Source organism: Rhizobium album, from assembly GCF_003122325.1.
Lineage (GTDB): Bacteria > Pseudomonadota > Alphaproteobacteria > Rhizobiales > Rhizobiaceae > Metarhizobium > Metarhizobium album.
Genome location: NZ_QFBC01000009.1, coordinates 1 through 12,389, shown reverse-complemented (window position 1 = coordinate 12,389; position 12,389 = coordinate 1). Strand labels below are relative to the sequence as shown.

The 12,389-nt window shown below is 63.3% G+C and carries 12 protein-coding genes and 2 pseudogenes; 8 read left to right on the top strand and 6 right to left on the bottom strand.

Going from position 1 to position 12,389, the window contains the following annotated elements; translation table 11 throughout:
• Nucleotides 1–2 precede the first annotated feature (2 nt).
• Entirely contained in the window at nt 3–1,034 is a 1,032-nt protein-coding gene (locus tag DEM27_RS18830) for an ABC transporter substrate-binding protein (RefSeq protein WP_109459803.1), read from the bottom strand.
• Nucleotides 1,035–1,579: 545 nt separating this feature from the next.
• Here DEM27_RS18830 and DEM27_RS18825 point away from each other — a divergent pair.
• The 4 genes from DEM27_RS18825 (at nt 1,580) to ssuD (ending at nt 6,078) form a co-directional block, all read left to right on the top strand.
• Nucleotides 1,580–2,542: an amino acid ABC transporter substrate-binding protein gene (locus DEM27_RS18825; protein ID WP_420028841.1), complete on the top strand. Its 963-nt coding sequence runs from the start codon at nt 1,580–1,582 to the stop codon at nt 2,540–2,542.
• A gap of 59 nt (nt 2,543–2,601) precedes the next feature.
• Nucleotides 2,602–3,747 (top strand): amino acid ABC transporter permease, encoded by a 1,146-nt coding sequence (locus DEM27_RS18820; protein ID WP_245445940.1) that lies wholly within the window; start codon nt 2,602–2,604, stop codon nt 3,745–3,747.
• The gene (locus DEM27_RS18815; protein ID WP_109459801.1) at nt 3,744–4,811 is read left to right on the top strand and encodes an amino acid ABC transporter permease; all 1,068 of its coding nucleotides are present in this window, start codon (nt 3,744–3,746) and stop codon (nt 4,809–4,811) included. The genes DEM27_RS18820 and DEM27_RS18815 overlap by 4 nt, the downstream gene beginning before the upstream one ends.
• 97 nt (nt 4,812–4,908) lie before the next feature.
• Complete coding sequence (gene ssuD, locus DEM27_RS18810) at nt 4,909–6,078, top strand: FMNH2-dependent alkanesulfonate monooxygenase (RefSeq protein WP_109459800.1); 1,170 nt, start codon at nt 4,909–4,911, stop codon at nt 6,076–6,078.
• 381 nt (nt 6,079–6,459) lie between these two features.
• On the opposite strand, the gene DEM27_RS18805 is transcribed toward ssuD, so the two are convergent.
• From DEM27_RS18805 to DEM27_RS18790, 4 genes are read right to left on the bottom strand one after another with little or no spacing between them, the layout of a single operon-like run.
• Nucleotides 6,460–7,500, bottom strand: coding sequence for an isopenicillin N synthase family dioxygenase (locus tag DEM27_RS18805; RefSeq protein ID WP_109459799.1), 1,041 nt, complete (start codon nt 7,498–7,500; stop codon nt 6,460–6,462).
• Between the two features lie 52 nt (nt 7,501–7,552).
• Nucleotides 7,553–8,296 (bottom strand): ABC transporter ATP-binding protein, encoded by a 744-nt coding sequence (locus DEM27_RS18800; protein ID WP_109459798.1) that lies wholly within the window; start codon nt 8,294–8,296, stop codon nt 7,553–7,555.
• On the bottom strand, nt 8,293–9,129 hold the full coding sequence (locus tag DEM27_RS18795; protein ID WP_109459797.1) for an ABC transporter permease subunit: 837 nt from the start codon (nt 9,127–9,129) through the stop codon (nt 8,293–8,295). Before DEM27_RS18795 ends, DEM27_RS18800 begins: the two co-directional genes overlap by 4 nt.
• Nucleotides 9,129–10,082 carry a sulfonate ABC transporter substrate-binding protein gene (locus DEM27_RS18790; RefSeq protein ID WP_109459796.1) on the bottom strand — a complete coding sequence of 318 codons (954 nt, stop codon included), beginning with the start codon at nt 10,080–10,082 and terminating at the stop codon, nt 9,129–9,131. Before DEM27_RS18790 ends, DEM27_RS18795 begins: the two co-directional genes overlap by 1 nt.
• A 183-nt stretch (nt 10,083–10,265) precedes the next feature.
• On the opposite strand from DEM27_RS18790, the gene DEM27_RS34670 reads away from it, so the two are divergent.
• From DEM27_RS34670 to DEM27_RS34660, 4 genes and pseudogenes are all read left to right on the top strand, one after another.
• The gene (locus DEM27_RS34670; RefSeq protein ID WP_245445938.1) at nt 10,266–10,562 is read left to right on the top strand and encodes a helix-turn-helix domain-containing protein; all 297 of its coding nucleotides are present in this window, start codon (nt 10,266–10,268) and stop codon (nt 10,560–10,562) included.
• Complete coding sequence (locus DEM27_RS34665; RefSeq protein WP_245445936.1) at nt 10,523–10,798, top strand: cupin domain-containing protein; 276 nt, start codon at nt 10,523–10,525, stop codon at nt 10,796–10,798. Before DEM27_RS34670 ends, DEM27_RS34665 begins: the two co-directional genes overlap by 40 nt.
• A gap of 224 nt (nt 10,799–11,022) precedes the next feature.
• Nucleotides 11,023–11,583 carry an FMN reductase gene (msuE, locus tag DEM27_RS18780; protein WP_109459795.1) on the top strand — a complete coding sequence of 187 codons (561 nt, stop codon included), beginning with the start codon at nt 11,023–11,025 and terminating at the stop codon, nt 11,581–11,583.
• A 184-nt stretch (nt 11,584–11,767) separates the two neighbouring features.
• Nucleotides 11,768–11,935, top strand: a pseudogene (locus DEM27_RS34660) (beta-lactamase hydrolase domain-containing protein); the annotation flags it as partial.
• A 14-nt stretch (nt 11,936–11,949) separates the two neighbouring features.
• On the opposite strand, the pseudogene DEM27_RS34655 reads toward DEM27_RS34660, so the two are convergent.
• Nucleotides 11,950–12,060, bottom strand: a pseudogene (locus DEM27_RS34655) (IS630 family transposase); the annotation flags it as partial.
• Nucleotides 12,061–12,389 lie beyond the last annotated feature (329 nt).

Genomic DNA, 12,389 nt, shown 5'->3' with positions numbered 1-12,389 from the left:
CATCACGCGAAGATGTCGATGGTGATGCGATTGGCGATCTCTGCCGGGTCCGTTCCGGCATCGATGACGCCGGTGAGCTTCAGGTCCTCGTAGCCGATCTGCACTTCCTTCAGCAGGTCCTTGCCGAACCAGTGGTCGTGGTAGGTGAAGGAGGCGAGGACCTCCGTCAGGTCCTGAAGCGAAAGGCCGGGCTTCAGCGTCTCGAAGTACCACTTGGCGACTTCGTCCGGATGCTTGGCCGTATACTGGTGGATTTCCAGATTGGCGGCGGCGACGCGCTTGATGGCATCCTTGTTGGCTTCATAGTAGTCGCCATTGACGCCGAGCACGCAGCAGACGCGGTCCTTGAAGGTGCCGGTCTGCGTGTCGGCGACGCGGCGGAAGCCGTGCTGCTTCTCGTAGGAATAGGCCCATGGGTCCATATGCGCGACGGCATCGGCCTCGCCCTTCAGCACGCCTTCGGCAACGAGATCGAACGGGAAGACCTTCCAGGTGACGTCGGTTTCCGGGTTGAGGCCCGCCTTGGCGAGTGCCACCGAGAAGGCGACGCGCGAGGGCGACATGACGTCGAAGGTGCCGATCGTCTTGCCCTTGAGATCGGTCAGCGTCTTGATGTCCGATTCCGGCTGCACGAGTATGCTCTGGCAGCCGCCGTGCGAGCCGGCGAAGAGGCGCACGTCGAACCCCTGCTCGATCGGCTTCAGCCAATCGTAGAGCAGGCCCGGACCTGCTTCTGCCTTTCGGGTGGCGAGCGCCTGAATAAGCGTCTGACCGCTGGCGCCCTGATAGAACAGCTCCACATCGAGGCCATGCTTGGCGTAGATGCCCTTGGAGAGGCCGAAGCCGACCGGAGAATGGCAGGCCGCCACCTCCGTCCATTCCAGCTTGATGGGAATGAGGTTGCCGGCGATGGCGTAGCGCGTCGAGCGCGCGCCGATCACGCCGGCCGTGCCGGCAACAGCAGCGACGCCGGCCGCCTTGATCAGGCCGCGGCGCGACAGCCCCCTGGAAAAAATGGTTGATTGCTGGCTCATCTGTTGTCCCCTGACGAAACGATGACACCAGCCTAGCCGTTTTAATAATAATATATAGATTTTATAGATTATTATGGAGACACGCAGGGGAATATTGTTTCGTGGATGGCGGAGCGGGTGGATTTGCGTGCCAACGGCGACCGCGCGTCGGCGATGCTCGCAAACTGCCCACCAGCGCGCGAAAATACTCAAGGCACCGCCCCGCGTGTTATCAATCGACATTTCCGCGAGCCGTACGGCATTCGGCACAGCTGAATTCGGTATCGACTCTTGCGTTGGCATCGACGTCCCGTCGGGACGAAACCGGTGGCTTCATCACGATGCGCCTGGAAGCAATTTCCGCATCCAGGCCGAAAATTGCATCGTTCTTCCTTAAATACACTAATTTTATAGATAATATAGAGATAACTTCCATCGTCTGGTGAAACCTCCTTGCGACGGAAGTCTGATTCTTTTGAAAATGGGGATATTTCAACATGATAGCCAACAAGACATTCCGGCGGGCGATCCAGTCGGCCGCAGCCGCCGCCTTCCTGGCGACGACCATGCTTTCCGGCCTTGCCCATGCCGGCCCGACGCTCGACAAGATCAACCAGCGTGGCACCATCAAGGTGGGTGTCGGCACCACGCCCGGCTTCTTCGCGCCGGACAGCGATGGCAAGTGGCAGGGTTTCTTCATCGATTTCGGCCGCGCACTCTCCATCGCCGTCTTCGGCACGCCCGACAAGGTGGAGTTCACCTCCTCCTCGCCGCAGCAGCGCCTGCCCGCGCTCCAGAGTGGCGAGTTCGACATCCTGCTTTCCGGCGTGACCGTCACGACGACCCGCGCCTTCAAGCTTGGCTTCCACTTCGGTCCGACGGTCTTCTACGACGGCCAGGGCATCCTCGTGCGCAAGGATCTCGGCGTGACCAAGGCCGCCGATCTCGATGGCGCCACCATCGGCGCGCAGAGCGGCACAACGGGCGAACTCAACGTCGCCGACTTCTTCCGCAAGACCGGCAAGACCTTCACGCCCGTCACGATCGAGGACACCGGACAGTTCATCGACGCGCTGGAATCGGGCCGCGTCGACGCGATCACGCAGGATTCCTCCGACCTCGTCGGCAAGCGCACGCAGTTGAAGAAGCCGGACGATTACGTGCTTCTGCCCGAGCGCCTCTCCAAGGAGCCGCTCGCACCGGCAATTGCCGGCGGCGACGACCGCTGGCTGGAACTCGTCAACTGGACGGTGAACGCCACCATCCAGGCCGAGGAATGGGGCATCACCTCGGCCAATGTCGATGAGTTCCTGAAATCGGAAGACCCGGCCATCCAGCGCTTCCTCGGCGTCGATCCGTCCTTCGCCAACGACATCGGCCTCGATCCGAAATGGGCCTACACCATCATCAAGACCGTCGGCAATTATGGCGAGATCTTCGACCGCCATCTCAAGCCGCTCGGCTGGGACCGCGGCTACAACAGCTTGTGGACCGATGGCGGCCTGCTCTATTCGCCGCCGTTCCGCTGATGATGTCTGACAGACGCGTGCTTCGCACCGCCCGCATGCCGGCTCCTGCGCGAGCCGGCATGTTGTATAGGCTGCGCGCCTGGTGGGGCGGCTGGCCACTCGGCCAGCTCGCCTTCCTTCTGGCCCTTGCGCTCGTCGGCGGGCTGTTCGTCTCGAATGTGCTCGGCACCATGGCGCGCATCGGCATCTTGCCCGGCTTCGGCTTCCTCGGAAGTTCCGCCAATTTCGAGATCGGCGAAAGCGCCATCGCCTTCCGTGCAGGCGACACCTATTTCAAGGCCATCCTTGCCGGCCTTCTCAACACGCTGAAAGTATCGCTGCTTGGCTGCGTGCTCGCCACCGTCCTCGGCGTCGTCATCGGCGTTGCCGGCCTGTCGCGCAACCTGCTCCTGTCCGGCCTCATTCGCTGGTTCATCGAAATCACCCGTAACACGCCGCTGCTCCTGCAACTCTTCTTCTGGATGGCGATCGCCAAGGCCCTGCCTGCCCCGCGCCAGGCGCCGGCGCTGTTCGACACGGTCTTCCTCACCAATCGCGGAGTCTATATTCCCTCCATAGCGCTGGAAGGTGGCCCATTCGGTCTTCTCGCAGCCCTCGCTCTTGCCGGCGCACTCGGAGCAGCGCTTGTCCTGACGCTTCGCTTGTCCGGCCGGCTGACGCGTCGCAACGGCACCGCAGCCGTCGTCCTGTCCGCGGCCGCGATCCTGTCGCTGCTCGCACTCTCCGGTGCCCGGCCCGTTGTGCAGGCGCCGGCCCTTGCCGGGTTCAATATCCGCGGCGGCCTCAATCTCTCGCCGGAATTCGCAGCCCTTCTCACCGGCCTCGTGGTGAAATTCTCCGCCCTCATCGCCGAGATCGTGCGCGCCGGCATCCAGTCGGTCGGCGCCGGTCAATGGGAGGCGGCCCGCGCGCTTGGCCTTCATGACGGGCAGATCATCCGCCTCGTCGTACTGCCGCAGGCCCTGCGCGTCATCACGCCGCTGACGACGTCGAGCTATCTCGACCTCACAAAGGATTCGAGCCTTGCCGTCGCCATCGGCTTTCCCGATCTCGTCAGCATCATCAACACGACGGCCAACACGACCGGCCAGTCGATGGAGGCGCTGATCATCCTGATCGGATCGTTCCTTGCCATCAACCTCGCCCTCTCCGCCCTCATGAACGCCTATAACAATCGCGTGGCGCTGCGGGGCAGCACCCGATGACGAAAGCTTTCCCTCGCCTCCTGACGACCCTGCGCACCGGCCTCTTCGGCACGCGCACCAACACGCTGATCACCCTCGCGACGCTGCTCCTGCTCACGCAGATCCTGCCGCCACTCTTCCGCTGGGCCGTGCTCGACGCCACCTTCACCGGCAGTGCCGAAGCGTGCAACCGCGTGGGCGCCTGCTGGGCCTTCGTGACCGCGAAGCTGCGCTTCATCCTCTTCGCCTTCTATCCGTCCGACCTGCTGTGGCGGCCTGCGCTCACCATCCTGCTTCTCTCCGCCATCCTCACCGCAAGCGCACTGCCCGGCTTCTGGGGCCGCCCGCTGCTCGCCGCATGGCCATTCACCATCCTAGCCTGCTGGCTGCTGATGCAGGGCGCGTTCACGACGACGCCCATCGCCTCGAACCAGTGGGGCGGCCTGCCGGTGACGCTCTTCGTCTGGACGGTTTGCTTTGCCGCCGCAACGCCGATCGCCGTGCTTCTGGCGCTCGCCCGCCGCTCGACGCTGGGCGGCCTCAGGACCTTTTCCGTGCTCTATATCGAGCTGATGCGCGGCACGCCGATGGTCGGCATCCTCTATGTCGCCATGCTGATCCTGCCGATGGCCCTGCCTGACGCGCTTTCCCTCGACAAGATGCTGCGCGCCATCATCATGATCACGCTGTTCTGGGCCGCCTATATCGCCGAGGTCATCCGCGCCGGCCTGCAGGCGATTCCTTCCGGTCAGAACGAGGCGGCGACGGCGCTCGGCCTCGGCTACTGGCGCACCCAAAGACTCGTCATCCTGCCCCAGGCCTTGCGCATCGTCATTCCCGGCATGGTGAACCTCGCCATCGGCTTCCTGCTCGCTACCTCGCTGCTCGCCGTCATCGGCATCTTCGACCTGCTCAATGCCGCGCGCGCCTCGGCCAACGACCCGCAATGGCTCGGCTTCTACAATGAGGCCTACCTTGTCGTGGCCGTCGTCTACTTCGGCATCTGCTTCGGCGCCTCACGCTACAGCCGATGGCTTGAGCGTCGTTTTTCAGGTGGTGCGGCAGCCGCGGCGCGCAAGGAATAATCCCGGCATCGCGCTACAAGAGAATATAATTCCTTACTGAATCTATAGAATTTATTATCTTGCGGAAGAACACCTTCTCCAACCCGGAAGACAGCGCATGAGCAAAACCGACCAGCCCCTCGATTTCCTCTGGTTCATTCCGAGTTCCGGCGATGGCGCCTATCTCGGCTCCGACGAACTCAGCCGTCCGCCGGATCCCGGCTATTTCCGGGAGATCGCGGTGGCGGCCGACCGTCTTGGCTATTCCGGCGTGCTCATTCCCGTGGGGGCGGCATGCGAGGAATCCTTCGTTCTCGCCGCCGATCTTGCCGCCCGCACGGAAAAGCTGAAGTTCCTGGTGGCAATCCGCCCCGGCACTGCGACGCCAGCCTACTATGCCCGCCTCGCCTCCACGCTCGACCGCGTCTCGAACGGCCGCCTGCTGCTCAACATCGTCGTCGGCGGCAGCGCGCAGGAACTCGCCGGCGACGGCATCTTCCTGCCGCATGACGAGCGCTACGACCACGCGGCCGAATTCTTCCAGGTCTTCAACGAACTGATCGAGACCGGCCGTTCCAGCCTCGACGGCAAATATATCAAGGCGATCGACGCCAAGCTTGGCCTGCCGCCCGTGCAGCAGCCGCGCCCGCCGATCTATTTCGGCGGCTCCTCCGATGCGGCGATCGACTTTGCCGGCGGCATCGTCGACAAGTATCTTACCTGGGGCGAGCCGCCGGCGCAGGTCGCCGAGAAGATCGCCCATGCGCGCAAGGCCGCCGCCGCGAAGGGCCGCGAGGCAAGCTTCGGCATCCGCCTGCACTTCATCGTCCGCGAGACGGACGAGGAGGCGTGGGAGGCGGCCGACCGGCTGATCTCGAAGCTTTCCGACGAAGCCATCGCGTCTGCGCAGGAAGTGCTGACGAAGAACTCCGATTCCGTCGGCCAGGCGCGCATGGTGGCCTTGCACAACGGACGGCGTGATAGGCTGGAGGTCTCGCCGAACCTGTGGGCCGGCATCGGCCTCGTGCGCTCGGGCGCCGGCACCGCGCTCGTCGGATCGCCGAAGACCATCGCCGCGCGGCTGCGCGAATACCAGGCGCTCGGTATCGATACCGTCATCGCCTCCGGCTACCCGCATGTCGAAGAAGCCTATCGCGTCGCCGAACTGCTCTTTCCGGAACTCGGCCTGCCTGGGCCCCGTGGCCAGTTGCGCGCCTCCTTCGGCGACCGGCAGGTCTTCGGCGGCGGCGGGCATGGCGGGAACGTCAAGCTGACGTCGGCGTCGTAGCGCAGGCGCGGTCGTCGGACGCCTGCGCAGCATCCATCGTTTATCCGGTTGGCGCCACGCGCGCGCAAACTTGCACGCCAGTCAAAAAACAGCAGAGAACCAGCCATGCCACCCCGCAAGATCGCCCTCGGCACCATCCTCGCGCGAGCTCGGCAAGACAACGGTGTTCGTGACCCATGACGTCGACGAGACCTTTCGCATTGCTGACACGCTCGGCCACCGCTCTGGAACAGGCCGCAAGCAAAGCCCGGCAGGCCCGCCGAGGACGCTCGCGCCGGCGCTTCCCTGATCGTCGCGCTTAGCGGCGGCCTGTTCTCGTGTCCGGGCATGGTTCGGTCTCATCGAGGTGGAATGCCCGCCCTCTCCGGGGCGGGCGGAACGTCACGCCTTGACCGGCTTTTCCAGAAGATGCAGCAGGTCCGGATGGTGCCTGGCCGCGACGTCCGGATGAGAGCGCAGGCGGCTCTTCAGGTGATTGATGCCGACTTCTCGGAATATCGGATTGAGAGGGTCGACCGTCACGCCGCGCTCGCCGCGCTTCAGCTCGTCGGGCAGCGGGATGACAGGGATCGTCGCGTCGTAACGCGCCCCGAGGAAGAAGGCGACGGAGAAGCGCTCCGTGCCGGCCGGCGGGGTGACGACATCGTGTACATCGGCGCGCACGAAGCCGTTTGTCGCCAGCTCCAGGAGCTCGCCGCTGTTGATGATGAACGTACCCGGCACCGGCGGTGCCTCGATCCAGACGCCCTCTTCGGTGCGTATGCGCAGGCCCGGCGTCGTGTCCTGCAGGAGCACCGTGACGAAGCCGCCGTCCTTGTGCGCGCCGACGCCCTGATCGCTGCCGGCAGCCTCGCGGCCGGGATAGCGGATGATCTTCAGGAGCTGCGAGGGTGACGGCTCGTAGATTTCGGCGAAGGCATTTTCCGGTTGGCCAAGCGACAGAGCGATGGCTTTGAGCACATCGATACCGATGCGCGTGACCTCCTCCTGGTAGCGCAGCAGCAGCGGCTTGAGCTCCGGCAGGGCCTCCGGCCACTGGTTCGGTCCATAGAGGCGGTTCCATGGCGTCTCCGGTCCTGCCTCCACCGATGCGCCTTCCGTGTTGATGTCGAGCTGCTCGCGCCAGTCCTGCTCGCCACGGGTGCGCTCGTAACCGGCGCGGTTATAGCCGCGGAAATGCGGAGACTTCACCATCTCGATCGCCAGCTTGTCCGCTTCCGGCAAGGCGAAGAAGCGCTTCGAGGTCGCCAGAACGTCGTCAATCAGGCTCTGCGGCACACCATGGCCGGTGAGATAGAAGAAGCCATGATCGTGCAGGATGCGGGTCAGGTCCTTGATGAAGCCTTCGCGCTCTGCGGGGCCGCCGTAGAAGCGGGAGAAGTCGATCGTCGGCAGGTGAATGGGTTTGGTATGGATGGTCATGGATGCTCCTTGGTAAAATGGCCGGCAACGGACGGGCGCTCGCCCGATGGATCTACACCGCGTCCAGGATCTGTCGTTGGAGATCGACGGCCCGTGGGTCGGCGAGTTCCTGACGCGGACGGTCGAGATTAATGTCGATGTCGAGCGCGATGGCGCCGTCCCGCAGCACCACGACCCGATCGGCGAGCGCAACGGCTTCGGCGACATCGTGGGTGATCAGCACGGTCGTGAAGCCGCGGTCCGTCCATATCCGTTCCAGCAGGCGGTGCATTTCGATGCGTGTCAGCGCGTCGAGCGCCCCGAAGGGCTCATCGAGCAGGAGAATCTGCGGTTCGCTGACCAGGGCACGGGCAAGCGCCACGCGCTGCCGCTGGCCGCCGGACAGCACACTCGGCCAGTCATCCTCACGGCCTTCGAGCCCGACATCCGCGAGCGTGTTCCTTGCCTTCTCCTGCCAGTTCGCGCCGCGGACGATGCCGACATTCTCGACGACGCGCTGCCAGGGCACGAGCCGCGCCTCCTGGAACAGCAGGCGCACGGAAGGATGGAGGCGCTCGACCTTGCGCCCGCCAATGCCGACGCGGCCGCTGCTCGCCGTATCGAGACCCGCGATGAGGCGCATCAGCGTCGACTTGCCGCCGCCCGACCGGCCGACCACGGCGAGGAATTGCCCGGCTGGAACCTCGATGTTGAAGTTTGAAAGGACATTGAGCGCACCGAAGGACTTTTCGACCCGGGCGAGCGAGATCGGCAGGCCGCCTGCGCTTTCCGGCACATGGAAATCGGCAGCGCTCATTGCTTGCCTCCCTGCGCGGCCTGATAGGCCGGGTGCCAGACCAGAACGCGCCTTTCGACGGCGCGGGTCGCCACGTCCGCAAGCTTGCCGAGAAGCGCATAGACGATGATGCCGAGCAGGACGATATCGGTCTGCAGGAATTCCCGCGCGTTCATCGTCATGTAGCCGATGCCGCTCGTGGCGGAGATCGTCTCGGCAACGATGAGCGTCAGCCACATGAAGCCGAGGGCATAACGCAAACCGACGAGAATGGAAGGCAATGCGCCCGGCAGGATGATCCGCGTGATCAGCGCCTTACGGTCGAGCCCGTAGACTGACGCCATCTCGACGAGCTGCGGATTGATGGTGCGCACGCCGTAGAAGGTATTGATGTAGATCGGGAAGAAGACGCCGATGGAAACGAGAAAGATCTTCGCCGTCTCGTCGATGCCGAACCAGAGGATGACCAGGGGGATGAGCGCCAGATGCGGAATGTTGCGCACCATCTGGAGCGTGCTGTCGAACAGGGTCTCTGCCGGCTTCCACAGCCCGTTGACGACCCCCGCCACGAAGCCGAGCCCGCCGCCGATGAGAAGGCCGATCAGCGCGCGCTGCGTGGAGGCAAGGGTATGGACGAGAAGCGAGCCGTTCAGCAGCGACCGCCAGAAGGCGATGGCGACGGTCGTCGGCGCCGGCATCAGCCGGGCCGTGACGAGGCCGGTGCGCGCCGCGATCTCCCAGACGATCAACAGCGCGAGGGGAAGGACCCAGGGCGCCAAGGCGCTGCCCAGCCCCCTGACGTTCAGCTTACGGGTTTCGCCGGCAGCATAACCGGCCACCGACGTCTCCGCCATCAGGCACCACCCTTGCGCACGGCGTCCGCAATCGAGATCTTCTCGGGGATCAGGCCGAGGTCGAAGAACGTGTCGGCGATCGACTGCTGCTGCTTGACGACGCTCTCGTCGATGGCCTTGACGCCATAGGACTGGCGCTCCAGCGCGACGGCGAGCACGTCTTCCGGAATGCCGACGGAGGGGGCAAGCTCTGCGGCCGCAGCCGCGGTGTTGGCTTTCGCCCATTCATCGATCTCGGCAACCGCCTCGATCACCACATCGACCGCTTGCGGATTGTTCTCAACGAAGCTTTTCGCACCGAGATAGAACTGGTGGTTCGGCACGATGCCTTCGCCGTTGCGCAGCTCGCGCGCCTCGATCGCCACTTCCGCGGCGGCCTGGAAGGGATCCCAGATCACCCAGGCATCGACCGCGCCCTGCTCGAAGGCGGCGCGGGCATCGGCCGGCGGGAGGAAGGAGGTCTTGATGTCGCTGTATTTCAGACCCGCCTCCTCCAGCGCCTTGACGAGCAGGTAATGAACATTCGACCCCTTGTTGAGCGTGACCGTCTTGCCCTTGAGGTCTGTCACGGTCTTGATGGGGCTGTCCTTCGGCACGAGGATCGCCTCGCCGCGCGCTGCCGGCGGCTCGTGGGCGATGTAGACGAGCGGCGCGCCGGCGGCCTGCGCGAAGATCGGCGGCGTTTCGCCGGTCGTGCCGAAATCGACGGCGCCGACATTCAGCGCCTCAAGCAGCTGCGGGCCTGCGGGGAACTCCGTCCAGGTCACGGTATAGCCGATCTTCTCCAGCTTCTTCTCGAGCAGGCCCTTGCCCTTCAAGAGAACGAGGGTTCCATATTTCTGGTAGCCTATGCGGACCGTCTTGTCGGAAGCATCTGCCGGCACGGCGCCGAGGAGCGGAAGGGCAAGCAGGGCAGCAAGAGCCGTCGAGAAAAAGCGGCGTGAAATCTTCATGGCGTTCCCCTGAGTTGAAATCAATTAGCCTATATAATCTATAGAATATAATTGAATTCGAGGACATCCATTCCAACCTTTCCCGGCTGGCGTAGTTTTTTCTGCTATGGCGTTCGCAATCCGCCGCAGATCAGCACTATAGGCATCGCCGAGCTGCCAAGGGTCTCCGGTGTCAGCCGGGCCATGCTGGGACAGATCGAAACCGGCAAGAGCAGCCCGGCGCTCAGCATCCTCGCCAAGATTGCCGCAGCCCTCGACGTTACCGGCGGCTCGCTGATCATCGAGGCAGATGAGCCGGCGGCGGTGCTGCTCACCCGCTCGGTCTCCAAGGTCCTGTCATCGAGCGACGGGACGTTCGAGACTCGCGCGGTCTTTCCCTTTGACGGCGACCACAGTTGCGGCTGGCGCCGCACCATGCCGATGCCCATCGCAACGGCACCATGGCAAATCTCGTCATCGCGCAAGGCACGGTCGAATTGATCGTCGGCAAACAGCCCTACATTCTCGGCGAAGGCAACGCCCTCGTCTTCGAGGCGGACGTGCCGCATGTCTATCGCAACATGACCGGAAGCCCCGCAACCGTCTATCTCGTCTCGACATACGCGACGTCATTCACATATGAAAAGGCCCCGGAGGGAGGACTTGAAGATTTCCCTCCATCGGCTTCATTTCGCAGACCATGCCGGCATCGGTCATCTTATTCTTCCCCCAAATAGAACGAAATCCCGTCTGCTGCGAATGCGAAACTGCGCGATGTCACGGAAAGTCCCCCCCATTGTCTGAGAGACGGGAAAACTCCGGGGAAGCACGAATGGATCGGCCAGCCGCATCAAGCCGTGGAATCCATGGACGATCTTTCCTCCAAACGCACTGAAAATAGCGAGTTTTTGCTTTAATCTATAATTTTTATAGAGAATATTCGGCCAAAACGGAGAATGCCATGTCGATACCAAGGCTCGTCAGCATAACAGGCAGCTACAACAGGCCGTCAAAAACCCAGGCGCTCACCGGGCACATCGCCTCGCTGATCGAGGCCCGTCACACGGTGGAGATAGTGTCTTACGACCTCAACGATGTCGGCCCTTCGCTCGGCCCCGCGCTCTGGCGCAAGGATCTCGACCATCAGGCCCGGCAAGTCGTCGCCGATATCGTCTCGGCAGATCTGCTGCTGGTCGGCTCACCGACCTACAAGGGCTCCTATCCCGGCCTCTTCAAGCATTTGTTCGACCTGATCGACCCGCTCGAGCTGCGCGGGAAACCCGTCATCCTCACGGCGACGGGCGGCGGTGACCGGCATGCGCTGGTGGTCGAGCATCAGTTGCGCCCGCTCTTCGGCTTCTTCAGCGCCCGGAGCCTTCCGACGGCGATCTATGCATCCGATGTCGACTTCAAGGACCACAGGGTCGCATCGCCCCGCCTTGCGGCGCGTTTCGACGACCTCCTGTCGGACCTGTCCGGCCTTCTCCCTGCCCGCGACAAGGATATCCACCATGCGGCATGACCATGGCCGCGGATAGGCCGGGAGCCGGCCTTGAGACCGTCGAGCGAACTCGCCTGGTTTTTCCTCAGGGTGGCTGCAGCCGTCGCGCTCGCCTCCTGCGGCCTGTGGCTCAGCTTGTCCGTGCGCGCCCTGGACTTTCTCTGAGGCAGTTCGCCTTTTCCAGAACGACAAGGAAAGGACAAGCATGGACATTCGCAAGATCGATGAGGATTACTCGGTTTTGCCGCAGATCGAGGCGGAGGACGTCGACATCGTCAGCCTGCTCGGGTTCCGCTCCATCGTCTGCCACCAGCCCGACTGCGAGCAGGCCGACCAGCCTGAATTCTCGTCGATCGCCGACCGCGCCGCCTGGCTCGGCATTGCGGTGGCCGTGCTGTCACCAATGGCGAAACGGCGCGCTGCTGCACGGCAGGAATATCCTGCTTCAACCATTGCAACAACCCGCTCACGGATATCAAGAGAATGCAATTTGCCCATGAAACACCTCAGCCAAGGAGGGAATCTTGAAATCCACTGAACGCAAATAGATAACGATTCACGTTTTGTGAACGAGGCTTTAATGTCACCGGAGATCGTCGAAGAGGTGATGCGCGCCTATGCCGAGGAAACCAACCGGCTGAACCGCGAACGTCGCTCCAACGGCGATGCCTAGAAGGCGGAGCTGGTGAAGGTCGAGAAGCAGATCATGAGACCTGTGCGGGGAAATTTATAGACGGCTGAATTTCCTGAATTTTCTTAGGCTTTCGGCGGCATGCGTTGACCTTTAGCGCTCTGGTGCGTCCTGGTTGGGCGGCGGAGCGCCCTGC

Coding starts and splice junctions, on each gene's coding strand:
- DEM27_RS18805 (WP_109459799.1), bottom strand. CDS start 7,500: ATGACCATCCATACCAAACCCATTCACCTGCCGACGATCGACTTCTCC.
- DEM27_RS34670 (WP_245445938.1), top strand. CDS start 10,266: ATGCTGGGACAGATCGAAACCGGCAAGAGCAGCCCGGCGCTCAGCATC.
- DEM27_RS18825 (WP_420028841.1), top strand. CDS start 1,580: ATGCTTTCCGGCCTTGCCCATGCCGGCCCGACGCTCGACAAGATCAAC.
- DEM27_RS18790 (WP_109459796.1), bottom strand. CDS start 10,082: ATGAAGATTTCACGCCGCTTTTTCTCGACGGCTCTTGCTGCCCTGCTT.
- DEM27_RS18800 (WP_109459798.1), bottom strand. CDS start 8,296: ATGAGCGCTGCCGATTTCCATGTGCCGGAAAGCGCAGGCGGCCTGCCG.
- DEM27_RS18815 (WP_109459801.1), top strand. CDS start 3,744: ATGACGAAAGCTTTCCCTCGCCTCCTGACGACCCTGCGCACCGGCCTC.
- DEM27_RS18820 (WP_245445940.1), top strand. CDS start 2,602: ATGTTGTATAGGCTGCGCGCCTGGTGGGGCGGCTGGCCACTCGGCCAG.
- ssuD (WP_109459800.1), top strand. CDS start 4,909: ATGAGCAAAACCGACCAGCCCCTCGATTTCCTCTGGTTCATTCCGAGT.
- msuE (WP_109459795.1), top strand. CDS start 11,023: ATGTCGATACCAAGGCTCGTCAGCATAACAGGCAGCTACAACAGGCCG.
- DEM27_RS18830 (WP_109459803.1), bottom strand. CDS start 1,034: ATGAGCCAGCAATCAACCATTTTTTCCAGGGGGCTGTCGCGCCGCGGC.
- DEM27_RS34665 (WP_245445936.1), top strand. CDS start 10,523: ATGGCAAATCTCGTCATCGCGCAAGGCACGGTCGAATTGATCGTCGGC.
- DEM27_RS18795 (WP_109459797.1), bottom strand. CDS start 9,129: ATGGCGGAGACGTCGGTGGCCGGTTATGCTGCCGGCGAAACCCGTAAG.